Raw genomic sequence first — 24,615 nt, 5'->3', positions numbered from 1 at the left:
GATGATCCTATATAAGCAAATCTAGGCTTTTATGCATCACAAGGCACTGCAAAATCCACATGATAGTGCTCATCATGCCTTACCCATGAGCGCTTCTTTGAAAACTGTATATGCGTTTTAAGGTAATTCCCATATTTGGTTTTGAACAAATTGGGCTGTAAATTTGGATCAAAAATAACTCGCCATAAGTCTACGCCATGTTTTTTTGACGATTTGTGTAATGCAACTAGATGTGCAGAAAACGCGACATAATCTATTTGATACTCATCAAATTTACCTTCATTATCAAATTCAATGTTATAACCAAATTTGTTAAAAGGGTGGGTAGGAAGGTGAACTGATTTACCATTCTTATTTAATACGGGAGTCATGAAATCTACAGATAAACCATTTTGATGTGTTTTATGAGGTCTAAACTTGCCACCGTTAACAAAACCTGTCTCAGCATATTTAAATACTTTATCAGGTTCTGACTTTTCTAAATGAGAATAAGCATCAAGGATGATATCTTTGACTTTTGAATGCACGTATGTGCGCCCAGCTAACCTTGCTATTTCACTATAACCAACAAAGTTATTGCCTTCTTTTGGTAGCTGAACAGCACTTTTTAAACTTCCTTTTGATGTCGTGCCATAGCAAGTGCTTGAACTGGCCAAAGACGAAAAGGTGTTTAAGAGAAAAATAGCGCACACTGATAACATTTTGAGTTTATGCAAAGCGGTTAAAAAAGGAGTGTATAAATCCATTTGTATGTCGTTGTTTGAAAACGTAACAATAGTTTAAACTCCTAATCTGAATGCAGCTTTAATTTACCACTTTGAAACCGCTCTAATAAAAAGTCTATGGCAAGGCGTGCCCTGAGGGGCATAAATTGCTTGTTTTGATAAACAACCCAGCTGGTTGCGCCTTTAATGCAATAGGAGTCTAAAAGCGGTACCAGCTTTTGCTGTTCGATTGATTCTGCGAAGGTACTTTCGGGCATGTAGGCGATACCAAGACCTTGTTCACAGGCTTCGCGTACCACATTGGCGTTATTGCTACGCCAGTTACCAGTGACTTTCACACTTTGTTTGGCTCCGTCGATATTAAACGCCCATTGGTCGTTATTAGCGATAATACAGCGATGGCTTTTTAGTTGGTAGGGGTGGTTTGGCATGCCATAGTTTTTTAGGTACTCAGGGCTGGCAACCACCATCATAGAGCGGCTGATTAATTTACGAGCGATCAGGTTTGAATCATTCAATTCACCATAGCGAATGGCAAAGTCGATACCATCTTCAACAAAATTTACCAGTCGAGAATTGAAATCTATTTCAATATTGAGCTCGGGGTGCTGTTTGGCAAATTCCATCAGAGCAGGGGCGATATAACTTTCGGCAAAGCCACCTGCCGCACTGACTCTGAGCGTGCCAGATAGCTGATATTGCTGCTGGCTTAATTGTTCGTTGGCTTGTTGTAAGCCGGTGACGAGTTGCTTGCACTGTTGGTAGTAAAATTCGCCATTTTCAGTCAGGCTAATTTGGCGTGTGGTTCGTGCTAAAAGACGCGAGCCTAAGCGTTCTTCTAAGCGAGAAACTTGTCGGCTGACATGGCTGGTGGAGCAGTTTAACTTTTTTGCAGCCGCCGAAAAGCCACTGCTTTCAGCAACAGCCACAAATTCAAAAATGCCTTCAAAACTGTCCATATAGACCTATCACTCTTTTTTTGCGTACTAACATATAATTTTAAGAGTGTATCTATTATTGCTAAATAGCAAAAGAGTTTCACTGAATTAGCTAATTATCATTTTTGGGGAAACAATATACAGTGTCCTTAATGTCTTTTTAGCAGTTTGCACGAAGGCATCAAGCAACTTTATGACAACACTGAGTTAAGGTAATCATCATGAAAAAAGTACTTATTCCAGTCACTAATCACGCAACACTCGGCAGTACAGATCAAGCTAATGGTACCTATGCACCTGAGCTGACGCATGTTGTTGATGTATTAAATGCGAATAACATTGGGTTTGATATTGTCTCTATTCAAGGTGGTAAAGCACCACTGTATGGCACCGACATTGAGGGTGACGAGATAAATAATAAGGTATTAGGTGACGCGTCATTCCAAACGCAGATCAACAATACCGTGCCTGTCTCTCAGGTCAACGTAGACGACTACGATGCTATTTTCTACCCTGGTGGCTTTGGTTTGCTGTCAGATTTAGCAAGCAACGAAGAAGTCGCAGCAATGGCAGCCAAGCATTATGAAGCGGGTGGGATCATTGCAGCAGTGTGTCACGGCCCAGCTGCATTATTGCCAATTACACTCAGCAATGGCGAATTGTTAATTGCGGACAAAGAAGTCACTGCATTTACCCGCGAAGAAGAAGTCGACTTTGGTACCATCAATGATATTCCTTTCTTACTAGAAGAAGCGATAACGCGAAAAGCGGCTCAATACAGCAAGGTACAACCTTGGAATGAATTTGTCATTCAAGACGACCGTTTAGTGACAGGTCAAAACCCAGCAAGTGCCCATGCGGTCGGTGAGTTTTTGGTGAAATTGTTAGCTGAGTAATTGGCTAGCAACATCTTTTAAATAAGGAATGATTTATGATTAAAGTACATCACCTCAATCAATCGCGTTCAACCCGCGTGTTATGGCTACTAGAAGAACTAGGTATGCGGTACGAGGTTGAGAAACACGAACGCGATGCAACAACGCGTTTAGCGCCAGCGAGTCTTGGCAAAGTACATCCATTAAATAAAGCGCCGATCATTGAGCACAATGATATTGTGATCTGTGAATCGGGTGCGATTATGGAGTACATTCTTGACCAAGATACAGAGCAGCGTTTACGCCCAGAAAAGGGCAGCAAGGCCTACTATCAATATGTTGAATGGTCGCACTTTGCTGAAGGCTCTTTAGGCTTGCCTGTGATCACTAGTTTGCTGATGCAGATGGAAGAACGCAGTGGCACCAACCCGATGGACGGGTATATTGCCAAAGAATTAAATCTAGATTTCTCATATATAGATTCTGTACTAGCTCAGCAAACCTACTTTGCTGGCGATGAGTTCTCAGTGGCCGACATTATGATGACCATTACACTTGAAATTGCAGGTAGCCTAAACTTGCTACAGGGCCGTGAAAATATTGCCCGTTATCTGGCTAATGTACAGAGTCGTGAAGCGTATTTGAAAGCGCGTTCATTCGGTTAAATCGCAGTCAGTTAATTTTTAAAGCGTGCGTTACATTGTTTGTCTCGCATGCTTTTATTTGAGTGGACTGCTTCAGCATTTATTCATTCTAAGTAGTGACAATAAGTAATGGGTGTCTGTTATCATAATGGGGACTTTGACGGTGCATAAACCGTTATTAATCAATGAATGGATTGAATTACTTTATGAATGCCTTAAAAGCAGTTTTTGTCGCCTTTCTTACCCTTAGTTTTAATGCACTTGCACTAGATAAAGCGCTGCAAGCGCAAATTCAAGTCGTAAAAAATGCTTTTCAACAAAACGATGTGGAAGCAATCTCTAAGTTGGTCGCTTATCCCCTCAATAGAGAACACCCGATCCCAGCAATCAAAAACGAAGCTGAATTTATCAATCGATACAAAGACGTTTTTGATGACGCACTTATAAACTTAATTATTAACTCAGATACTGAAAAAGACTGGAGTCAGATGGGGTGGAGAGGCGTCATGCTGTCACATGGCGTTGTTTGGATTGATGCCGCAGGCTTTATATCAGCCATAAATCACCAATCAGCAACAGAGGTAGCGATGAAAAAGGAGTTAATCAATCGCTCTAAACAAAAAGTGCACGCTAGCCTCCAAAACTACAAAAAATCAATACTGGCCGGTAAAACTAAAAACAGAATTTTGCGAATTGATGAACTCGATGGTGGCAGTTACAGGCTGGCATTGTGGGCGTTAGATAAAACGCAAAAAGATGCACCTTCTTTAGTGCTTGGAGCTGGAGAAATGAACATGGAAGGCAGTGGCGGAGGTTATTCTTTTAAGTTTGAAAAAGATAAGCAGCTGTACCTGTGCTATGTATTTATGGGTCATACGCCAGACTCCCCAAGTATTGCTTTTGAGATTCATGAAGGCTACGACATCAAAGTCATAGAAGGTGTTAAAGAGATGATAAAAGCAAATTAAATTGAGATTGGATTAATAATGATAAACGCTGAATATGATGCCATTAACGCTTCGGGCGAGCGAATTAAACTGAAGATTGAAGTCCGCGCTCCTGAGCTTGACCCTTTACCCGGAGGTGATTTTCGCTGTAAGGTTTGCATTCAAGCCCTGAATATTGATGAGTTTGCATATGGTGTCGACGCACTTCAAGCTTATTGTTTAAGTGTTAAATTACTGAAAATACGACTAGACGAAAAACAGCAACAAGGCTGGCAGTTTTACTTTCCTGATCACCTTGATCATGCTATCGACTTTAATGAAGGCTACTTTTAATTAAGTCATTCTTATTTTTTGTACTTCTACATCATGCACAAATAAGTGCTTACAAAACGATTGTGTAAGCACTTAAGTGATTGTTTATTTGACTGCTCTAAAGTATAAATATAGGTACTTTGATGTAGTTTCTTTATTTACATCAACAGTCAAGTTATTTAGATAAGGACAATCATGTTTAGCTTCAAAAATATAAGCACTTTTACCGCCTCAATCGCATGCTCTTTGTTTGCAGCATTCTTATTTTATCCTGAATTCCCATTTAGTTTATTTGGCATAGAGCAAAGCAGCTCAGCACTTTTTGTTGGTCGAAGAATGGCAATGTTGTTTTTGGGATTAGCCATATTGCTATGGGTAGGCAGAAATGCTGAGCATTCAGAATCACGACAAGCAATATGCCTGAGCGTTGCCGTTTCGATGTGTGCACTTGCTGGGTTGGGTATTTTTGAGTTTCAACAGGGGCTAGCAGTGCCAGGCATTTTGCTGGCGGTGATGATTGAATTGGCTATCGCCTTTTTATATTTAAAGGTATGGCTTAGTCATAAACAAGTGGCAGTTGATTTAATAAAAGGAACTTAAATGACAGTCTTAAAATTAATTTTTACTTTGTCTATATTTAGTTTTGTTCCGAGTGCACTCGCAACTGAAGTGACTCGAACAGAGCAAGAGCAAAAAAACTTAGATAAAGCTCTATATTGCATGGAAATCCTAGAGAATCGAAACGACCTCAAACCCGCCAAACGCATTGAGATTTTAAAAGCAGATTGCATTGTTGAAAACTATATTCAGCACTCGCCCCATGTGCCCGATGGTCGAGAAGCATTATTAGCAATTTTTGCTAAGCGCTATAAAAAATTTCCGCAGTTATCAATGTCAGTAAAGCGTGCCGCATCAGAGGGCGATTTAGTTTGGTTGCATCTTCATGTAAAACGCACGCCTGATTCACTTGGCTCAGCAGTTATGCATGTGTTTCGCATGGAAAATGGCAAATTTGCCGAGCATTGGGGGGTGAGCCAACGCGTACCAGAAACTTCTAAAAATAATAATACGATGTTCTAGCTTCAATTAAGATTTGTTATTAATTTAAAAGTACGGCTAAGTGGGATAACTGCTTAATTACTAATTTGATAAAAATAATAAGGAAACGGTATGTGGGAGCTGGTGTCATTTATGTTAGGTCTTGCGGTCTTCATGTTCATTATTAATTATATGTTCGAACCGCAGAAGATAATTGAAGACTTGAAGTCGATGAAAGGCTCAAATACAAAAATTGAAGCGCTTGAAAAAAGAGTCGAAGAGTTGGAGCGTACGGTTCAAGCTTTAAAACAAAAAGAGTTATAATAGTAAGCATTAAGCGGAGTAAAGCTAGCAAGCTTGAGTATGTGAAGCCTTGATGTTCACTGAACATCAAGGCTTTTTTCTCAGTAAGCCACACCCATTCTCGTGTTGATATGTGCTGCTTTTTCAATTTCATCTACGAATGCGACCGCATAGTCGGCGACTGAAATACGACTATTACCTTGCTCATCGGTAATAAGTTGCTCTGCACCGATACGATATTGATTTAACTTATCACCCGGGAAAATCTCAGCTGCAGGGCTAATAAACGTCCAGTTTAACGGGCTGCTCGAGTGTTTAAACACGTCAAGTGCTTCACCTTGCGCAATGGCTTCATCTTTATATTCAGCAGGAAACTCAGGGGTATCGATTAACTTTAAGTTTGGTGCTACTTCTAGTGAGCCTGCGCCACCGACCCATAGCAAACGCTCAATGTTGTTGCTTGGTAATTCATTCAGTAATCGCTCAGCGGTATTTTTTACAATCTCGTGATTGCCTAAAGCTCGACCGCCAATGGCCGCAATAAACACCGTTTCATCACTGATTAAAGCGCTTAAGTTGTCGGATTCGTTATTTAAGTCGAATGACTTTGCGGTGACATTGGGTTCGTCGTATTTATCATGTGCTCGAACTAGCGCAGTGATCTCGTGACCTCTTGATTTTGCTTCTGCCACGATATGAGAGCCTATCCAACCTGATGCGCCTAATACGATTAGTTTCATAATATTTTCCTCTTTGGGTAAGTGTTTTGAGTTGTGTCTAGATTAGAAGAAAACTAATATGAAATAATCGAGCGAAATTGAAATAGATTGTTTCTTTTTAGCTATCTAATAATGGGCTGAATTTTTAATATGGATCGTATTACTGCTATTAAAAGCTTTGTTGAAGTGGCGCATTTAACTAGCTTTACTAAAGCTGCCAAACGTCTTGGTTTAAGTCGCCTTCAAGTGACACGTCATGTGCAAGAGTTAGAGCAATGGCTAGAACAAAGGTTATTGCATCGTACCACCAGAAAGGTGAGCTTAACGCAGCATGGAGAACAAGCTCTGCAGAGATTTGAGCGAATTCTAGATGAAACCAGCGCTTTGATCGCTGAGAGTACCGAAGGCAGGCAAACGTTATCGGGTACGGTTCGTATTTCGAGTCCTATCGGTTTTGCCCAAAATATGTTGGTTAATGCCGTCAGTCAATTTATAGCGCAGCATCCAAACGTTAAAATTGATATTCATGCCAGCGATAGTTTTTCGAATTTAGTTGAACAGCGAATAGATATTGCGCTCAGATATACCAACACGCCCGATGAAAACTTGATTGCCAGACGACTGATGGTGATAGGCGCGTGTGTTTGTGCATCTCCAGAGTATTTGAAAAAACATAGAGCACCCGAAAAACCTGAGGCGCTTGCAGAGTACCCTTGTTTAGTACATTTATCACATGATAAATGGCGATTTATGAAAGCTGAGCAAAGTGTTGAGGTGAAAGTAAACGGGCCATTAGTGTGTAATGATGTACCTACACTTGTGCAAGCTGCAATGAATGGCACTGGGATCGCGTGGCTGCCGTATGATATTGCAAGGAGCTACATCACTGAGAAAAAGCTCGTGCCTATTTTACAAGATTATAAAATTGAGAATAATCAACTTTGGGCGGTGTACTTATCAAGAAGTTATCAATCTCCTGTTGTGCGTGCTTTTATTGATTTTGTCGCTGAGCTTTGGCAAGAAGACATAGTACCTTGTTAGTAATCATTATTTCTCAAAACTGGTAAACTGATTGTAAAACAAGTGCCTCTGTCAATTTCACTCGAAACTGATATGTCGCCGCCATGGCTTTTAATAATTGTCAGGCAAATATGTAAGCCTAAACCGGTTCCTTTACCAACGGGTTTAGTGGTAAAAAACGGATTGAATATGTTGTTTTGAGTTTCATCATCCATACCACAGCCATCATCTTCAATAAGAATTTTGATAATGCTATTTTCAGATAATAATGAGACGTTAATGGTGCCTTGCTTTGAAATAGCATCCGCGGCATTGAGCATTAGGTTCACTAAAACTTGTGCAAGTTTAGTGGCTGACCCATTTAATGTTTGCTCTGTGTTTAAGTTTAAGTGAATTGACACATTGCTCGGCAAACTCGGGCGTACTAAATTGGTCGCTTGTTCTATTAGATCTTTTAGGACTATTTCTTCAATATGATTGGGCATGTCATGGCTAAAAGCCCGTAAGTCTTTGACTATGGTTTTTACTCGTTTTAGTCCAGAGTGGGAGCTATTAAGTAGTTCAGGCAAGTCACTGAGTATAAAGTCTATATCATATTGCTCTGAATATACTTTTAATTGTGGCATCTCATTTTGAAGTTTATTGGCATGCTCAATAAATGCCTTCATATCACTAATGTAGTCTTCTAAGGTCTCTAAGTTAGACATTACGTAACCGATAGGGTTATTAATTTCATGCGCAACGCCGGCAGCTAATTGTCCTATTGAAGCCAATTTCTCATTTTCAACTAACTGTACCCGTGTTTCTTCAAGTCGTACTATGGTGTCTTGTAATTGAGAGTTTTGTTGTTCAATCTTTTGGTTTGCTAATTCAGCTTGTCTCTTCTCTTTTGCCAAATTAACAAAAGAGCTAGTGAGTTTTTGCGAAATTGTTTTGAACTCTAAGGGGGCATTATCAAACGACAGAGAGGACGCAGAATTGTCTGACAGACGAGAAAGTTGTATCAGAGGTTGAATTATGCTCCTGCTATTCCAAATACCAAGTAAAGTTAAGATAGCCACTGTAAACAGAATAACGATAACAAAACTAAGAATTAATTGCTGTTTTTGTACCTCAAAATCATTTCGTTTTCTGTCGGATAATAATTTGATTTGCTGTTTAAGCAGCTCATATTCTTGAATTAGGCTAATTGTTTTTCCGTCAATCTCTTCTAATAAAGAGAGCCATTTTTCCGTTTCTTCTGGACCAATAATCGCAGCTTGATTGACTAAGGGAAGCGCATTATTCATATGGTTCTTTAATTGAGTCAAAGGCTGAGCAATATGTATTTGACTGAATCCTAAATTTTTGAGCTTCTCCATGATTTGCATGCCTTGGCGTTCAATCCCCATAACCAAGTAGCTTTGGCGGTTGTTAAAAAACAAATCTACTGTAGTGAGCCATTGGCCTAACATACTCTCTAAGTGATTAATTTGACCTTTCTCTATCTCTATTTGACTCAGCTCAGTTTGTGTTTGAGAGCTCTGGTAGAACTGTAAACCTAAAACACAAAAAGATAGTAGGCTGATAATAAAGCAGCTCATAACTAACATTTGGCTTTGAACCGCTATTTTCATGGCGCCTTGTTTACTAAAGATTGATTAATGGAATCTAATTCTTTCTGCCAAACAATCTGTGTGACTAACAGAGTTTTCATTGCGCATTTTAAGACACTGTCACTGAGGTCTCCTTGGTGCTTCACTTGTTCATAATAACTTGAGTGTGGTTTGTTGTTGTTAAAGTCGTATAACAACATTAAGTCGTTTAAAGATTTGCCTTGAAATACACTTTTAACAATAGATGTTTCTAAATGCTTTCTATCGCTATGGCGGCAACGTTGAAATTGGAAATCAATTATTTTCATATCTAGATCTATGGCCCATGCTATTTCGACTAACCCCCACCGAGTTTGCTCAGAGCGGACGTGCACAAAACCTTGGGTTATTCCTTTTGCTTCGATGACATATAAGGTATGTCTACCCAATTCGCCAAAATGTAAGGGCATGCCCGGTAATTGCTCAGATACTTTGATACGAGTTTGAGCGTCTATGGTTCTTACAATCGAGCGGTAGCTTTTATAGTTTGGGTACAGTTTACTTATCATTGCAACTGGATCTCTTAAGCCACAGTATGCTTCGGCCCAAAGATATGGACTTGATAGCAATAAAATCATAAATATAAGAATACGCATACTTTCTCCTAAAAGCGCCACCTGAACTGCGCCATGAATTGGCTGTTATGCTGCTTTAATAAACGTGTGAATTGAGCACTTACACTGATTCTAGGTGTAATTGCGTAGTCTGTGCCTATGATGAAATCTTGCCGAGTGACTTTTTTACTCTCTTGATATCGAAGTTGCGTGTAAAGCTCTAAAGTATTGCTTGAGTTGGTTCGATTAAATTCTACGAACGCTTGCGAATAATGCTGTTGTTGGCGCTCCCCTGATTGTAGTTCAAAAAGCACCCCCCAAAGCTGATAATAATAAGCAATATCAAAAGCTATGCTTTGGCGCTCTAGTAAGTTAATTTTACTTTTATTTAGAGAAATGCCGTATTGAAAATTATGGTGTGAGGGAACGCCTAAATACCCTGTAAATACATAAGAATTCTTTTGATTGGTAAAATCTTGGCCACCGCCAGTTGTTAATGCAAACTCATACTCATAGTGTTCATATTGTTTATTGAGACTTACCCCCCAGTCAGCTTTTGGGCCTAAATTAATACCGTGGTTGTACTGTTTGAGTGTACCGTTGGTATCAATGCGATATTCGGAGCCATAAGGCAGCTCTAAATGACCTACTTTTATATTTGGTAAATTACGGCCCAGGCCTGTGTAATTGAAGTTAAAAATACGAGTAACAATTTCGATATCGTTTTCGTCTGAGAAAAAGCCAGGGTGCGGGGTGAGATTATCGATTTTTGTAGCGTAAAGCTGCATGATTAATGTGCCAACATCTCCAGACTCACCACTGATCACGTTATGGTAGTCAAAACCTATGGGGGTCATAGACCCAATATTGTCTAGGTTATGGTTATAAACCATACGAGTGGCAACATCGAAAGAAAATCGAGTGTTTGATTGCGCATATGTGCAACAGCTGGCTATACACAGAAGCACGGATAAAATAATTTTGTCCATAGAGTAGCTTCTTTTCAAGCAGATATAATTTAAGCATAGTCGAATATGCAAATTTATTAGTTTTTATAAATGTGCATAGCTAAAGTGCTTATTTGTTTTTTGTGAAATAGTCACTCAAGAATTTAATAAAAGCGCTTATTTTATCAGGAATGTGATTACTATTTTTATAAACTGCATACATTGGCAGTGAAAAAGCATGCTTTTGAGGTAAAATTTCAACAAGTTCACAGTTTTCAAAATACTCTGCGACCATCCATTTGGGCATAGCTGCTATGCCTGCCCCTAATCGTGCCATTTTCACTATCATGTCTGGGCTATCGCTCTTTATCACTTCGTTTACTTGTACTTTACTGGCTTCAAAAGTCCAAACATTTGAAGGGTGCATTAAAGAGTAAGTAATGCACTTATGGGTGCTTAACTGAGACTGATTTTGAGGTGTACCATTTTCAGCTAAGTAATCCGGAGAAGCGAAGTAACACAATGAGTGCTCGATTAATTTTTTAGCTTTTAGGTTTAAGTCTTCAAGGTGAGCGGCCCTGATTGCAATATCAATATTGTATTTAACTAAATCAGCATGTTGATCATTCACTGAGATATCAAGCTCGAGCTCGGGGTGGAGTGCCATAAAGTGTTTCAAGGGCTCAGCGAGCGGTTTGTTGCAAATGCCGAGGGGGCGGAAATTCTAAGCTTGCCAACGACTTTAGATTGCTCGTTGCGGATCTGGTGCTCAGTTCACGACAGCTTCTCAAGCACCTCTTGGCTACAGGCTAAGTAATCACTCCCAGCATCTGTAAGCGTGATCTTTCTAGGTGTTCGGTTAAATAAAGTAAAGCCCAAGTCTTGTTCAAGCTAGGCAATACGTTTACTGACAGCGCCTTGAGTCATGTTTAGTTCGTCTGCGGTTGCAGTAAAACTACCCAAACGCGCTGCGGTGGCAAACACAGAAAGACATGTTAGTTTATCCATTATGCATTCCTAATGGGAATAGTCACTTTGTCTTTATCGGCTGCTTTAGTTTTTAATAATCAATATGTTTATAACGTCATATAACACTTATCAAAAAACTTAATCACTGAGTAGTTTATATTTCAAAAACAAGTCGCTGATCCTACGAGTTAACAGGCTCTGCTCGGTATTTGGCACATGATGTAAGTGCATCGATAAATAAGGCTCTAAGGGATAAAGTCTGAGTAGGGTCTTATTTATCTCAGCTATTATTTTTTTAGATCTTGGCGTGCTACTGCAGGCAATATGCCCAGCAATAAATTTGGGGTGATTGTTAATAGTCACCGAAGCAATATCAGTGTCATCTTCAGCGTAATATTGTTTAAAAATAGTGGGGTATGAAATTAAGAAATCAACGCGATGTCGCGCAAACAATTTGATCATGGCATCGTATGCATCACTGCCTGCACGGGCGAGTAAGTTTTCATTTTTTAACAGTTTTATTTGCTTATCCAATCCTTTTCCGTATGACCTGCCTGTTTCGATGGCAAGACTTGCCATCGAGTAGTAATTAAACAAAGTATTCAAACTAATCAACTCGCCATTTTCGGTTAGCATATTGTCTAGTAAAGGTGTGCGGCCTTTAAAATAGTAAAGGCGATGACTGGGATACAAGTGCACAGGATGTGAATATAGGTTATAGAGTTGGCGTTCTTCGGTTTTGATACGGTTTACTGCACAAATGGTTTTGTCTTGCTTAAGAAGCGCATCAATACGAGCTGTTGGGGCGATTTTTAGTTCAAATTTAACGTTCTTTAAGTTTTCAAATAACAAGCGGTACGAATCACTGGCAATATCGTTACGGCCATCTTTGTAAAATAGCTCGAGATCGTTTGCATCATCACTTAACAAAGTAACCTTATCAGCCTCAGCGCTAGATGATATCAACAAAAAAATAAACAGTGAGAGTAAGTACTTCATAAACACCACTTGAAGTTGATTTATTCCATTATAGTCAATAAATACAATAACTGATGGAGAGTTTTAACACACGTTAAAAGTGGTAGGTAGTGTATTTGCACTAATAAGAGCTCGGTAAAATATGTAGAGTTCTGTGCACAGAACATCACTGAGATACTTTAAGTTTAGGTACGTTTATAAAGTTTCAAAATAAAGCCACGGATTTTGTTCATCCGATATTTTTGAGTTTATTAAAGCAAATGTTTGACTGATATAAAGAATGGTGCGCGGGGTAAACCCGCGCTTAAGACTCAAAGAGAGCCTTTAGGCGTTGGTTTATCTAACGCTTTTTGAATTTATAAGGTGAATGTTGAGTTACCCAAACCATGCTGTGCGATATAAAATAGCGCCTACAACTCAGAGCAAGCCTTGTAGACGTTGGTTTATCCAACGCTTTTTTGAATTTATTAGGTGAATGTTGCGTTACCTAAACCGTGTTGCGCGATATAAAATCGCGCCTAAAACTCAGAGCAAGCTTTGTAGGCGTTGGTTTACCCAACGCTTCTAAATCTTTTATATCACTTTTCTATAACAACGCGGCTTGTTTCACTACTATTGCGTGGCGTTTTGCCAATCGTAAATGATCTTTATCGTAACCGCCGCCGATCACAGTGGCCACTGGCACGCCTTTGTTTTGACAGGTTTTAAGCACTAACGCATCACGCTTTTCTAACCCTTGCCATGAAATATTGAGTTTACCTAGGGTATCTTGCTCCCACACATCAACGCCTGCATCGTATAGCACCAAATCTGGGTTCAGGTCTTCAATTAGCCCCGTTAAGGTCTCTTGCACAATATTTAAATATGCGTCGTCTTCTAAATGATTTTCAAGGCCGATATCTAAATCACTGTCGTGCTTTCTAAATGGGAAATTTTTCTCGCAATGAATAGAGCAAGTAAACACGTATGGGTTGTGTTTTAACATGGCGGCGGTGCCATCGCCTTGGTGCACATCTAAATCAAAAATCAGTACATTATTCACCTTGCCTTGCTGTATAAGCGTTGTTGACGTAAATGCAAGGTCATTCACCATGCAATAGCCGGAGCCAAAGTCATAATGGGCATGATGGGTGCCACCTGCAAGGTGGCAGGCTACCCCATGCTCAAGGGCTAATTTTGCGGTTTTTAATGTGCCAAGCGGGGCAGTAAAAGTACGCGCCATTAATTGCTCTGACCAAGGTAAGCCAATCCGTCGCATCGCTTTGTCATCGAGCTGGTTACGCCATAGATCCCAAATATAGTCTTCGCAATGCACCAGCTCGAGAGGCGAAGGCGAGCCAAGCTCTGGTTGAACTAGGTTATCACCAATTAAGCCCATGTTTTTTACTTCATTGAATAAGTTTGCGAATTTGCTCATTACAAAGCGGTGTTTAGGATCAAAACTAAACGAGTAATTTGGATGATAAACAAGCGGTAAACGGGTGTTGAGCGGGCTGTGATTTGAGAGCATTAAAGGCGGTACTTAGTTTAAATTGCGATAATTTTAACTGATATACGTATTAGGTAATAGTTGAGATTATTATCTGTACCAACAGGTTTTTTTACCGCATGGTTTATGCAATCATGTTGGCCTTATTTTTCAAAGTGGTAAAGACAAATGGAACTGAATTTCTCTGACTTTTCTGGCAATCAAATCTATCACTTAATGACGCAAACCATTATCCCGCGTCCTATTGCTTGGGTATTAACTGACTCGGGCGAGCAAAGCTACAATCTTGCACCATTTTCTTATTTCACAGCGGTGTCGAGTGCGCCGCCTCTGATGATGTTTTCGGCTGGCAAAAAGCCAACAGGCGAGATTAAAGACACAGTTAAAAATGTGATTAATACCAAACAGTGCGTTATTCACATTGCCTCAGAGCAAGACGCTGATTTAGTCACAGCCACCGCTGCAACTCTCGAGCATGGCGAGTCTGAAATCACCGCCAACGACATTGAGCTGGTGGAGTTCGCAGGCTTTGGTCTACCTCGTATTAAAAGCTGCCATATCGCTTATGGTTGTGAGTTATATGAGGTGCAACAAATGGGCGAAGCGCCGCAGTCATTGGTGTTTGTTAAGGTAAAAACCTTATATGTGAACGATGAAGTCATTTCTTTGGATGCCAAGCAACGTTTAAAAATTCATGCCGATAAAGTTGCCCCGCTGGCGCGTTTAGGTGGTGGGGAATATTCAGGCATTACTGCTCCTTTTGCGATGGCGAGACCTAAATAACTTGAGCTCTGGATAAATAATCAAAGCTCAATACGAATAACTCGGTTGAATGAGTTTTTTAGAACAAACAAGCGCAGTATCATGCTGCGCTTGTTTGTTTAAAGAGCTGTTGGTTAAGCGGTTTGAGGTTTTAACGCTTTTTGCATTTGCAAGTTTGCCCATCTCTTTTCAAGGATCAAGATGGTAAATAAGTAACACAGCACCACAATGATCGGTTGTAATACAAAGCTGTTCTCAGGACTGATGATAAAAGCGACGGTGCATAAAACGGTTCTAACAACTGCGTGCGCCACACAGACCTTAATCTTACAAATTGCACCATGTACTAACCACATTAAACCCGACTGTACAGCAATCGCAAATGGCAGGGCGTAAGGGTTTTGCATTGCAAAGGTAATACTGATTGAAAAGGTCAAAAATGTCATCGCAACCGCGGCTAAAAAGATGGTATCGAATGGGTTACGCTCAGCGCCTTTTTTAAACTGTACGTCTTCACCGGTTAACTTTGCGAGACCTAAACCCAAGTATACAATTGAACCTGTACCAATATAAATCGCCCAAGTTTGCATATGTAACGACAAAGTCATACCGGTAAAAATCAGCAAGCTCCACACAATCATGCCAGCCAGTGGTACAGCCAAAAAGCGGCGGTTTTTATAGTTTTGTAAATGTGTTTCTAGGTTAATGGTGTTCATGGCAATCTCCGTCTGTTGATGGAGTAAGTATGCCTAGTAGGTAGGGTGTTTATCAGTGAGGTTTGTCACGACGTTGCATGACAAATGTCATTGCTGCAATATACATATATACTTCAAAAGTAATTGACGCACTCAAAGGAAACTATAAGAAAAATGACTGCTCAACATACAGTAACATCATCTAAGTGTATGAATTGCAGTACTCCTATTTCGGGCGAGTATTGCTCACATTGCGGACAAAAGCACATTGCAGGTGAACTCACAATTGGCTTTTTTATTAATACTTTTATTGATACGTTGACCAATACTGATACACGTATTTTTAGAACATTTAAAGATTTGTTTATTCGGCCAGGGCATGTCGCAAAACAATATACCTCAGGAAAACGTAAGCAATACGTCAACCCGTTGCGATTATGTTTTGTTATTATTGGATTGTACTTGGCATTGTTAGCTCTAACAGGGGGTATTGCTGCTCTAAATGAATATGCAGTGCATCAACAGCAAGCTGGTATCAGTGAGTTCGCACAGACTTGGCAAGAACTCTATATAAACCATCGAATTTTAATTTACCTTGGTGCTTTACCATTCGCGGCCTTAGTGATCAGATTTTCTTTTTATAAATCGGGTTATAACTATATTTCAACTTTAATTATGCTGTTATATACCAGCGCACTCTATTGTTTGTATGGCATTGTTATGGTGGCAGTTTTTAAAGCCTTTAGCTTAGATTACTTTTCTGAGTATCGTAGGGTGGTAGAAAGTGTTATTGGCTTAATCGTATTTTACCAATCGACAAGTACTTTTTATAGCTGGCGTAGGTTAAAAGGAATCATCTTCGTACCATGGATTTTCTTGAGTTTGTTTTTTTCCGCTTACTTGGCAGCCTTCATGATCACTTCGATCATTACTTTGTTTTAATTTTGGGTAATTTAAGGCGTGCCGCTTTGGTTTGTTATGTTAGTATCTAGGTTGGTATAGTGCCAATTTGCGTATTACTAAGGTAAAGCCCTGTATTGAGATTTGTAACTGTGCCTGAATATTTTCTTTTATAAAATAGCAGGTTAATCGCTCTGAAATATTATACGAACTTTTAAAGGAACTAGAATCGATGAAATTAATAAATATAATTTTTTATGTGGCGATGTTGCTTTCAACGTCAGCTTTCGCGGCTTCAACCTCTTCAGAAACAGCAAACAGTGTCACAGAAATTGTCGATATACAGCTCAAAGCCTATAACGACCGCGACATTGACGCGTTTTTAGCAACCTATCACAAAGATGTAGAAATACACTATTTTCCAGAAGGTCTTAAATACAAAGGTATTGATAAGCTTAAAGAGGAATATGAGCTGATGTTCAGCAGATTAAGCTATTTAAATGCTGCAATCACAAACCGCGAAATTCAAGGTCGTTTTGTTGTCGATACTGAAGAAGTAACCGCAAAGTTCATGTACCAAGGTAAAGAACACGAAAACAAGTTTAAAGCGATTGCTACCTACGAAGTTGAAGATGGTTTGATAAAGCGAGTCTTGTTTTTGAAATAGCGAACTGTGTATTGTCAAGTGTTGAAGTTGTGCCACTAAAAGACAATAAAACAGCACCTCCTTAATCCAGATGTCTAACAGTCATGAATATTTATGAATTGATAATCTATAATGAAGGCGCCTGCTTTAATACTTATGTTCAAAATCTTATTCATGACGACAAAACTGGTTTTTTCTTCGTGCCAATAAACGGCAGAATTACAATTCATATAAAAATATATTACCTACTGCTGTTCAAGTATATTGATACTGTAATTTGGTTCAAATTATCGGATTAGTGACACCTGATTTCATATAATAAGAGCGATACTAATAGAAAGATATAGTAGATTAAACCAATTGGCATAAGTGCTTCGATCTTCTCGCTATAAAAACAAGCAATGCCACCAAAAGTTATCAGCATTTGAACTAGGCAAAACACACCAGATTTCTTTCCTTCTGGAACTGAAGTTTCAAGCTCTGAAATTGCCAAAAAATGCAATGCTGCCTTGCAATGGTATATTGTGAGTTAACAAGAAATCGAATTCATGGAGAGTACTGCCTTCAGAATGCGTATGATTTTTCAGTTCGCAGGCGCAAAGTATACGTACCATTTCGAATGTCTTGAAGTTACATCAAAAAGGATAACTATGAAAAACATCACAAAAATAACTTTGGGTCTATTGTTCACTGTACTTTTCGGATATTTTGCTCTCTCATCAGAGCAATTATTTTATGCAGGGCAATCAATTGAACGAAAGCTTGCAGGTCTCAGTGTCAAATCAATAAAGATTGATGAGGGAGAAGTTGCTTACCTAGAAGGCGGAAAAGGCGACGTGATCGTTTTTCTTCATGGCTTTGGCGCGAATAAGGATAATTGGGTCAGGTTAGCTAAGCACCTCAAAGATGATTATTCCATAATAGCGATAGATTTACCTGGGTTTGGCGATAGCTTTAAAAAGATGGACCTGAAATATGATGTTGAGTCTCAAGTTAGACGAGTAAATGAACTCATCAATCAATTAGGTATTGATAAGTTTTATATCGCTGGAAATTCAATGGGAGGGTACATAGCTGGAAACTATGCAATCAAATACCCTGAAAGAGTAACTGGTTTATGGTTATTGAATGCGTTAGGGGTTGAATCTGCCGACGAAAGTGAAATGTTTAAAGATATTTCAAATAATAAAAAGCCAATCGTACTTGTGCAGGACAAAAATGACCTTCAAAAACTGACGTCATTTGTCTTTCAACGTCCACCTTACATACCTGAATTTGTTATTTCTGAGCTGGCTAAAAAAGCCGAGAAAGATTACCAGATTAATCAGAAAATATTTTATGAAATCCATAAACAAGACAAGAACAAAGTAAAATTTGCTTCTCCCTTAGACCGAGGGCTAGCCAAGTTTAGTAAACCTGTGTTGATTACATGGGGAAAACAAGATCGCGTGCTTCATTACTCTGCGGCAAAGGTGCTTTCTCAAATAGCGCCCCAAGCTGAAATGGTTGTTATGGATGATATTGGACATTTACCTATGATAGAAGCGCCCCAGGCCACTGCAAAACAATTTATCTCTTTCAGTAGTCGAAATTAAATCATGTGTATTTGTACCTTCTTCTAAGTCTATGAATTAATGAGGTGTTCTATCAAACGTTCCTACTTAATTTATTTTTCGCATTTATCGAGATTTATGCGACCTAGTGCATTCAGTAGCGTGTGCTAAGAAGGTATTAATTTGCAAATAAACTACAGTTATTAAGCGAATTAAAAAAGCCTAGATATCATTTATCTAGGCTTTTTAGTAAGGGAGATTTTTTACTGCACTAATCTATAACTTTACCAGCATGAATATTCGTAAATTTATGATCGTTTATGACAATTTCACCATTAACAAAGACATATTGCATTCCTTCGGTTAATACATTCCAATGAGCGAATGATGCGTTAACACTTATCTGCTTAGGATCAAATACGATGATATCGGCAAAATAATCAGGCTTAATTTGACCTCGTTTTTTAATATTAAAATACTTTGCTGTGTCTGCACTGCTTCGCTGTATGAAGGTCTCAAGAGACATTAAGTTTTTATCTAAAACATAGCTTTTTAACTTTTTTGGAAAACTAGCGTATTTTCTTGGGTGCCCATCGGTACCGTCTGATGAAGTAACAACCCAAGTTTGTTGCATAAAGTTTTCGACATCTTCCGCAGACATATTAAAAGAAGCGATACGAACTTGACCCATTAACACCAGCTTTTTGGTCGCGGAGATAGCTGATAAATTCCACTCTTTGGCAACTTGTTCAAGCGTTTTACCTTCTAAGCTTTTATCATGGAATTTAGTGATTAAAATGGCCTTAGCACCACCGCGACGGCGCAAGTTTTCAGCAAGCTCTCGGTCAATTTGATCTTGTAACCTTGGATCTTTGAGTCTTGCATGAAACGCTTTTTTGCTATCTGCCATGACCCATTTAGGCATCAATGCACTGTGCAGTTTAGTGCCTGATGCTAACCAAGGATATTGATCGGCTGAAATACTTAAGCCTTGCTGTTGTTCAGACTCGACCAGTTTAATGATTTGTTCACTTTGACCCCAAACATCGACGCCCAGCGCTTTTATATGTGCTAGGTGCAAGTGAATATCTGCAGCTTTGGCAATATCAATCGCTTCTTGTACGGCAGGAATGAGGCCGATTGAAAACGTACTTTCATCGCGAATATGGGTGTCATAGATACCATTGAATTTTGCAGCGACTTTAGCTAAACGAACTACCTCGTTGGTATTTGCATAGCTGCCGGGAACATAATAAAGACCACTAGATAAACCTAGAGCGCCTTGTTTCATGGCTGCTTCTAACAGGGCTTCCATTTGCGACATTTCTTTTTCTGTGGCTTGACGCGCCACTTTTCCCATGACTTGCTTTCTAAGAGAGCCATGACCAACTAACAAACCGACATTGGTACCGATACCATTGGCATGTAAAGTATGTTTGGTGGCATCAAAGTCAACAGGACCACCGCCATCATTGCCATTGATGACAGTCGTGACCCCTTGAGTTAGGTAGTTTAGGTTGTTATTTCGGGTGCTACTTTTTAAATCTGATAGTGAATGTGTATGTGGGTCTATAAACCCTGGGGCTATCACTTTACCAGACACATCAATGATTTTTTTTGCTTTGATATGTGTGCTGTCAGGTGCAAATATTCCACAAATTTTATCTTCACAGATGGCAACTTGTTTAGCATTTGCGGGGGAGCCATCCCCCGAAATGAGTAAGCCACCTGTCAGTAAAATATCGGCATTGAAAGTTGGTTTGCTAGTACAGCCTGTGATCGCCATCAACGTCACTAAAGCGCTCAACTTTAAAGTATTAGTTTTCATGTTAGTGACTCTACTGTTTTTGCTTACTGAGCAGTGTTGACATGAGCGTTTCTGCGGCCTCGATCGCAGCTTTATCGATCATGGCTCTGTCAGTGTTGTCACCCATTTCATAAGTCACTGCATGCACTTTATATTTATCTGCTATAAATTGCTTGAAAACGCCGCGATTTGGGTTTTGTCCAGCTTTTCTTCGAACTTCAAATTCAGGTAGCGTTTTTTCAAGTTTATCTAGCCAATCATTCGTTAATGTGTGGTTATGACTTAAATAATCTTCAGGGATGGTATAAAAAATATCTTTATAAGTAGAGTGAAAATCTACGGCGTATTTAATTTCTCCGCCATTTTTGACTATGTTATCCAGATACTTTACGACGCTCGCTACTTCAGGTTGCATAGCAGTTTTCCAATCTCGGTTGAGATCTTTTCCAGCTACATTGTGACGCCAATATCCATGGTAGACACCATCAGGGTTTATATTTGGCACAACCAGTATATTGAAGCGTTTGCGAAATGTATTTGCGATTGCTGAATCTGAAAATACATGGTCAACAAAGGTAAGCATGGCTAAGGCTCCGGTTACTTCAGGCGGATGTTGCCTGCCAACAAGGATCAACCATTGATTACTCTTAGCTTGGCTTTCAAGTTTAAAAATAGGTCTGTGTTCGATAGACCAACCGATTATGTCATGGTTGAGAAAGCTTTTTTGCGCATGTGCTTTTGCCCAGCGGTGATACTCCAGACTATCAAGTGATTCCTGCGCAGAGATCCAAAGTGGCTCAGAAGAGAGATTGATCGAAAAAGAAATGTCTTTGTCATGCTTCTCAAAAGGGATTAATTGCCAAGTATTGTCTTTAAATACTTTCGGGCTGTAGCGCATTTTTCCGCCATCCGCTTTGATAGAAATCTTAACTTGCTTTTGTTCTTTAGCTGAAATCTTAAAGCCGAACCAAGGGCTATTATTGATGGGGGTGTTTTCTGGTAATAAGGTTAATTGTATATGTTTATCATTAATTTGTTCACACTGACCAATTCGTGCTGTCGCAAATTGGGTATCTATGGTTATATCACTGTTTAAACAGGCGTTTGCAATATTTGAAAATATTGACAGGGAAAGTAATAAGATTGACTTATATATCATAATTAAATGCCGTAAAAAGTTAGGCTTACCTATGACGGTAAGCCTTAGATTGAAAACCAACTTCTTTAAAATGATTTGCTATAGCTTAGGTAAAAATAGCGCCCTTGGCTTGAATGCAAACCACTTTGATAACCGAAGTGTGCATCTGCCAATGGCGGTTGCTTATCAAGTAGGTTTCTAACCCCGAATGTCACCTTGCTATTATTCAGCCAACCTTCTTTTGTAAAGCGGTGATTAACGAAAGCATTAACCGTGGTCCAACTTTCTACAGGTAAATGAATTAATTCACCTTGCTCGTCGGCATAATTTGTACTGGTATCTGCAAACTTGCCCACATATCGAGCGCTGATACCAGCAGCCCAGTCATTTTGTTTCCATCCCATAGAGGCATTAAAGCGCCATTTAGGTCGACCATTTTGTTCGACTAAACTACCACCTCCAGTCAGTTCAATATTTTCACCATCAAACAAAATACTTTCATTGCCAGCAGCTTGCGCTGCACTTATTGTGGCAGTGATAGCATCTATATCTTGATAAAACTCTAATAGCCTTGCAGCGTTAACCTTGAAGTCGAACTGGCCAAAATCAGATTTAATATCGTAACTAATGCTTAAGTCTACACCACTGACTTTTCTTGGGTTTAAGTTGGCGTAATCGTTTTTAACATGGAGAATTTCAAGGTTTTCATCGCGAATTACAAATTCATTTTTACTGCCCTGACTGCGAAGTAAAGCATCATAGAGTAGGTGAGTCTGACTACTTAGTAAGCCAACTAAATTCTCCTGTTTAACTTGCCACCAATCAGCAGTTAATAGCAAGTTATCAGTGGGTTTTAAGACAATACCAAAAGACTTGTTTATATCATCTTCTGGTTTTAGTGTGTCACTGCCGCTTCTCAGTTCTAATACACCTCCTCGAACGCCAGTAACAGGATCGCGTCGGGTATTTGTACGGGCAAGGTTATCAGCTACCACCTGAGGTAACCCAGGAGCTCTAAAACCTTCTGCATAGGCGGTACGAAATTGTAGCCAGTCATTTACTTCCCAAGATAATGCCAATTTAGGTTTTAAGACGTCTCCAACATCACTGAACCTTTCATATCGAGCAGCAGCTTGTAGATTGATGTTTTTTGCAAAAGCTGCATCCTCAACTAAGGGGACATAAAACTCAGCATATGCAGACAACACATTGCGGCTACCACGACTGTCTTTTGTAGGGCTATTACCTAGTACATCACTTTCGGTGAGCAGTTTTCCGGTGTTCTGATCAACAAATGGTGAACTGGTGTCTAGCAAGTTATCTCTATCTTCTTCATAACTTTCATGACGGTATTCAACGCCTGCAGCAAAGCCTAGTTCTCCGGCAAATATAGGCATTAACTCACTGTTTGAGATCTTGAAATCCCACTGTGATAAGGTCGTTTTACTTTCTCTATCAACGGTTGTGGTAAAGCTATCTATTACAGCCTGTGGATTTGTGCTGCTGTCACCTTGAGTGACATTGTTGATATCACCACCTGTGAATATATTATAAGCTGTATTTTTATCTGTGCTGTTAATTGCAGCCTGGAATTTACTGGCCTGCACCCAGTTAAAAGTTCTATCAAGTGAGTTGGCCTCAGTATGAAATATCGCTGACTCCCAATCCCATTCATCAATGTAACCCTTTAAGCCTGTCAATAAGCGATAACTGTGATCGGTTACTTCAACTTGTCTGCGACCAGCGTCTACAGGGCGATAATTTCGCACCGTGATCAGTTCGTCAAACGGGTTGTGATAGGCATCGGCGGCGATACTGAAACGTTGTGATGATAAGTTGTGTGCTTGAAAGCGGGTTCTTTCTGATTTGGCTTGGTAATAAAGGGCTTCACCGAATAATTCTATTTCATCAGTCAACTCTTGAGTATAAAGCGCATAGGCATTAAATCTTTCAACATCAGACGTTAAAGAGTTATCGTAGTTTCGGTTATATCTCAAATCTCGAGGCTGGCTGCCACCACTCGCGCAAACACCATTTTCTAGAATTACTTCACAGTCTCCCATCGTTTGCGGGCGAATGTGAAACTTGCCAATTTCTTTACCGCTGAACTCACCCCATGGTGAAGCCGAGTGTCGATTATCTAACTGTGTATCGCCAATAAACTCTTCTGGGAGAGTAGGGTAACTTGATAAATCAGCTGAGCGAGCATATTCTCGTTCATTGGCCATCATGCCATTTTTAAAATAAGCGTTAAAAGAGGTAGTTAAATGAGATTTTTCGTCGTTGAACGCAAAGCCTGTAATGCCGCCAATGGTAAGTTGATCTTGTGATGTGCCTTCTGAACTACCGTAATTAAAACTCAGTTCACTGCCTTCATAGTTGTCTTTTAACACATAGTTAATGACGCCAGCGACAGCATCTGAACCATATATTGCTGCCGCACCATCACGCAATACTTCGACTTGCTTTAAGCCTTTCACTGGCAAAGTGTTACTGTTGACGGTTGTAACTGGTACTAGGCCTTCTGATTGAGTACCTGGGTGCAATACTAAGCGACGGCCATTCAGTAGAGTAAGTGTATTACCAGTGCCCAGACCACGCAGATTAATAGACGATACATCGCCTCGAGCATCATTAACCCCTGCGCCAGAACGACCTTGGTTAAATGACACTTCGCCCATTTGCGGAATTTCAGCGAGTAATTCAGCACCCGTCATAGCGCCAGTTTTTGCGATGTCTTCGCCTGACATGACAGTAACTGGCAGCTCTCCTCTGTCTTGATTCACTTTAATGTTAGAGCCAACTACACTGATTTTTTCTATTTCTTTATCATCACCCTGCTGAGCGAGTGTAGTTGATGAGATACATGCAAGAGCAACACAAACACTTAAATATGCTGGCTTCATCGCGAGATTGGCTTTGAATGTCATGTTTTCACCATTTTAGTCGTTGTTATATTTGGAACGGGCTTGCTGAGTAATGATTATTAGTTCAAGCCCTACTTGCTACAGGCTAAACAATA

General features: G+C 39.7%; 25 protein-coding genes and 1 pseudogene. 12 read left to right on the top strand and 14 right to left on the bottom strand.

The genetic code is table 11. The features are described from left to right. Positions 1-29: 29 nt before the first annotated feature. Both ACGHEH_RS01730 and ACGHEH_RS01725 read right to left on the bottom strand, forming a co-directional pair. On the bottom strand, positions 30-746 hold the full coding sequence (locus ACGHEH_RS01730) for a penicillin-insensitive murein endopeptidase (RefSeq protein ID WP_390441289.1): 717 nt from the start codon (positions 744-746) through the stop codon (positions 30-32). A 41-nt stretch (positions 747-787) separates the two neighbouring features. Beyond that, complete coding sequence (locus ACGHEH_RS01725) at positions 788-1,684, bottom strand: LysR family transcriptional regulator (RefSeq protein ID WP_390441286.1); 897 nt, start codon at positions 1,682-1,684, stop codon at positions 788-790. Between the two features lie 200 nt (positions 1,685-1,884). On the opposite strand from ACGHEH_RS01725, the gene ACGHEH_RS01720 reads away from it, so the two are divergent. The 7 genes from ACGHEH_RS01720 (at position 1,885) to ACGHEH_RS01690 (ending at position 5,803) form a co-directional block, all read left to right on the top strand. After that, entirely contained in the window at positions 1,885-2,559 is a 675-nt protein-coding gene (locus ACGHEH_RS01720) for a type 1 glutamine amidotransferase domain-containing protein (RefSeq protein WP_390441284.1), read from the top strand. Positions 2,560-2,594: 35 nt separating this feature from the next. Then, positions 2,595-3,203: a glutathione S-transferase family protein gene (locus ACGHEH_RS01715; RefSeq protein WP_390441282.1), complete on the top strand. Its 609-nt coding sequence runs from the start codon at positions 2,595-2,597 to the stop codon at positions 3,201-3,203. A gap of 185 nt (positions 3,204-3,388) precedes the next feature. Further along, the gene (locus tag ACGHEH_RS01710; protein ID WP_390441280.1) at positions 3,389-4,150 is read left to right on the top strand and encodes a hypothetical protein; all 762 of its coding nucleotides are present in this window, start codon (positions 3,389-3,391) and stop codon (positions 4,148-4,150) included. 18 nt (positions 4,151-4,168) lie between these two features. Continuing rightward, positions 4,169-4,462: a hypothetical protein gene (locus tag ACGHEH_RS01705; RefSeq protein ID WP_390441278.1), complete on the top strand. Its 294-nt coding sequence runs from the start codon at positions 4,169-4,171 to the stop codon at positions 4,460-4,462. Positions 4,463-4,636: 174 nt separating this feature from the next. Next, the gene (locus tag ACGHEH_RS01700; RefSeq protein WP_390441275.1) at positions 4,637-5,041 is read left to right on the top strand and encodes a hypothetical protein; all 405 of its coding nucleotides are present in this window, start codon (positions 4,637-4,639) and stop codon (positions 5,039-5,041) included. Next, positions 5,042-5,521, top strand: coding sequence for a nuclear transport factor 2 family protein (locus ACGHEH_RS01695; protein ID WP_390441272.1), 480 nt, complete (start codon positions 5,042-5,044; stop codon positions 5,519-5,521). Between the two features lie 90 nt (positions 5,522-5,611). Continuing rightward, on the top strand, positions 5,612-5,803 hold the full coding sequence (locus ACGHEH_RS01690) for a hypothetical protein (protein ID WP_138481103.1): 192 nt from the start codon (positions 5,612-5,614) through the stop codon (positions 5,801-5,803). An 80-nt stretch (positions 5,804-5,883) separates the two neighbouring features. On the opposite strand, the gene ACGHEH_RS01685 is transcribed toward ACGHEH_RS01690, so the two are convergent. After that, the gene (locus ACGHEH_RS01685) at positions 5,884-6,522 is read right to left on the bottom strand and encodes an NAD(P)-dependent oxidoreductase (protein WP_390441269.1); all 639 of its coding nucleotides are present in this window, start codon (positions 6,520-6,522) and stop codon (positions 5,884-5,886) included. A gap of 129 nt (positions 6,523-6,651) precedes the next feature. Between ACGHEH_RS01685 and ACGHEH_RS01680 the strand changes: the two genes are divergently transcribed. Next, the gene (locus ACGHEH_RS01680; protein WP_390441267.1) at positions 6,652-7,542 is read left to right on the top strand and encodes a LysR family transcriptional regulator; all 891 of its coding nucleotides are present in this window, start codon (positions 6,652-6,654) and stop codon (positions 7,540-7,542) included. On the opposite strand, the gene ACGHEH_RS01675 is transcribed toward ACGHEH_RS01680, so the two are convergent. The 7 genes and pseudogenes from ACGHEH_RS01675 to ACGHEH_RS01645 all read right to left on the bottom strand — a co-directional run bounded on the left by ACGHEH_RS01675 (position 7,539) and on the right by ACGHEH_RS01645 (position 14,113). Beyond that, on the bottom strand, positions 7,539-9,137 hold the full coding sequence (locus ACGHEH_RS01675; protein WP_390441265.1) for a sensor histidine kinase: 1,599 nt from the start codon (positions 9,135-9,137) through the stop codon (positions 7,539-7,541). The genes ACGHEH_RS01680 and ACGHEH_RS01675 overlap by 4 nt on opposite strands. Further along, positions 9,134-9,751 carry a hypothetical protein gene (locus ACGHEH_RS01670; protein WP_390441262.1) on the bottom strand — a complete coding sequence of 206 codons (618 nt, stop codon included), beginning with the start codon at positions 9,749-9,751 and terminating at the stop codon, positions 9,134-9,136. Before ACGHEH_RS01670 ends, ACGHEH_RS01675 begins: the two co-directional genes overlap by 4 nt. Before the next feature lie 8 nt (positions 9,752-9,759). Further along, positions 9,760-10,698: a hypothetical protein gene (locus ACGHEH_RS01665; protein ID WP_390441260.1), complete on the bottom strand. Its 939-nt coding sequence runs from the start codon at positions 10,696-10,698 to the stop codon at positions 9,760-9,762. Positions 10,699-10,786: 88 nt separating this feature from the next. Next, a complete protein-coding gene (locus ACGHEH_RS01660) occupies positions 10,787-11,323 on the bottom strand; it encodes a substrate binding domain-containing protein (RefSeq protein ID WP_390441257.1) in 537 nt (178 codons plus the stop codon). A gap of 107 nt (positions 11,324-11,430) precedes the next feature. Next, positions 11,431-11,664, bottom strand: a pseudogene (locus ACGHEH_RS01655) (LysR family transcriptional regulator). A 99-nt stretch (positions 11,665-11,763) separates the two neighbouring features. Then, complete coding sequence (locus ACGHEH_RS01650) at positions 11,764-12,624, bottom strand: hypothetical protein (protein WP_390441254.1); 861 nt, start codon at positions 12,622-12,624, stop codon at positions 11,764-11,766. A gap of 565 nt (positions 12,625-13,189) precedes the next feature. Continuing rightward, positions 13,190-14,113, bottom strand: a complete 924-nt coding sequence (locus ACGHEH_RS01645) for a histone deacetylase (protein ID WP_390441252.1) — start codon at positions 14,111-14,113, stop codon at positions 13,190-13,192. A gap of 147 nt (positions 14,114-14,260) precedes the next feature. Here ACGHEH_RS01645 and ACGHEH_RS01640 point away from each other — a divergent pair, with 147 nt between their 5' ends. Next, positions 14,261-14,875 (top strand): flavin reductase family protein, encoded by a 615-nt coding sequence (locus ACGHEH_RS01640; protein WP_390441251.1) that lies wholly within the window; start codon positions 14,261-14,263, stop codon positions 14,873-14,875. A 113-nt stretch (positions 14,876-14,988) separates the two neighbouring features. Here the strand turns inward: ACGHEH_RS01640 and ACGHEH_RS01635 are convergent, their stop codons facing one another. Then, positions 14,989-15,570: a DUF7010 family protein gene (locus ACGHEH_RS01635; protein WP_390441249.1), complete on the bottom strand. Its 582-nt coding sequence runs from the start codon at positions 15,568-15,570 to the stop codon at positions 14,989-14,991. 153 nt (positions 15,571-15,723) lie between these two features. Here ACGHEH_RS01635 and ACGHEH_RS01630 point away from each other — a divergent pair, with 153 nt between their 5' ends. The 3 genes from ACGHEH_RS01630 (at position 15,724) to ACGHEH_RS01620 (ending at position 18,690) form a co-directional block, all read left to right on the top strand. After that, on the top strand, positions 15,724-16,491 hold the full coding sequence (locus ACGHEH_RS01630; protein ID WP_390441247.1) for a DUF3667 domain-containing protein: 768 nt from the start codon (positions 15,724-15,726) through the stop codon (positions 16,489-16,491). A gap of 190 nt (positions 16,492-16,681) precedes the next feature. Beyond that, positions 16,682-17,116: a nuclear transport factor 2 family protein gene (locus ACGHEH_RS01625; protein ID WP_390441246.1), complete on the top strand. Its 435-nt coding sequence runs from the start codon at positions 16,682-16,684 to the stop codon at positions 17,114-17,116. Positions 17,117-17,745: 629 nt separating this feature from the next. Beyond that, a complete protein-coding gene (locus ACGHEH_RS01620; protein ID WP_390441243.1) occupies positions 17,746-18,690 on the top strand; it encodes an alpha/beta fold hydrolase in 945 nt (314 codons plus the stop codon). Between the two features lie 229 nt (positions 18,691-18,919). Here ACGHEH_RS01620 and ACGHEH_RS01615 read toward each other — a convergent pair whose 3' ends face one another. The 3 genes from ACGHEH_RS01615 to ACGHEH_RS01605 form a co-directional block, all read right to left on the bottom strand. After that, the gene (locus tag ACGHEH_RS01615) at positions 18,920-20,476 is read right to left on the bottom strand and encodes an amidohydrolase family protein (protein ID WP_390441241.1); all 1,557 of its coding nucleotides are present in this window, start codon (positions 20,474-20,476) and stop codon (positions 18,920-18,922) included. A 10-nt stretch (positions 20,477-20,486) separates the two neighbouring features. After that, the gene (locus tag ACGHEH_RS01610; RefSeq protein WP_390441239.1) at positions 20,487-21,614 is read right to left on the bottom strand and encodes a M14 family metallopeptidase; all 1,128 of its coding nucleotides are present in this window, start codon (positions 21,612-21,614) and stop codon (positions 20,487-20,489) included. A gap of 65 nt (positions 21,615-21,679) precedes the next feature. Beyond that, positions 21,680-24,523: a TonB-dependent receptor domain-containing protein gene (locus tag ACGHEH_RS01605; RefSeq protein ID WP_390441237.1), complete on the bottom strand. Its 2,844-nt coding sequence runs from the start codon at positions 24,521-24,523 to the stop codon at positions 21,680-21,682. Positions 24,524-24,615: the final 92 nt, after the last annotated feature.

It is taken from the genome of Pseudoalteromonas sp. MTN2-4, assembly GCF_042848605.1.
GTDB lineage: Bacteria > Pseudomonadota > Gammaproteobacteria > Enterobacterales > Alteromonadaceae > Pseudoalteromonas.
The sequence above is the reverse complement of the archived record's forward strand: the minus strand, read 5'-3'. Positions and strand labels throughout refer to the sequence as shown.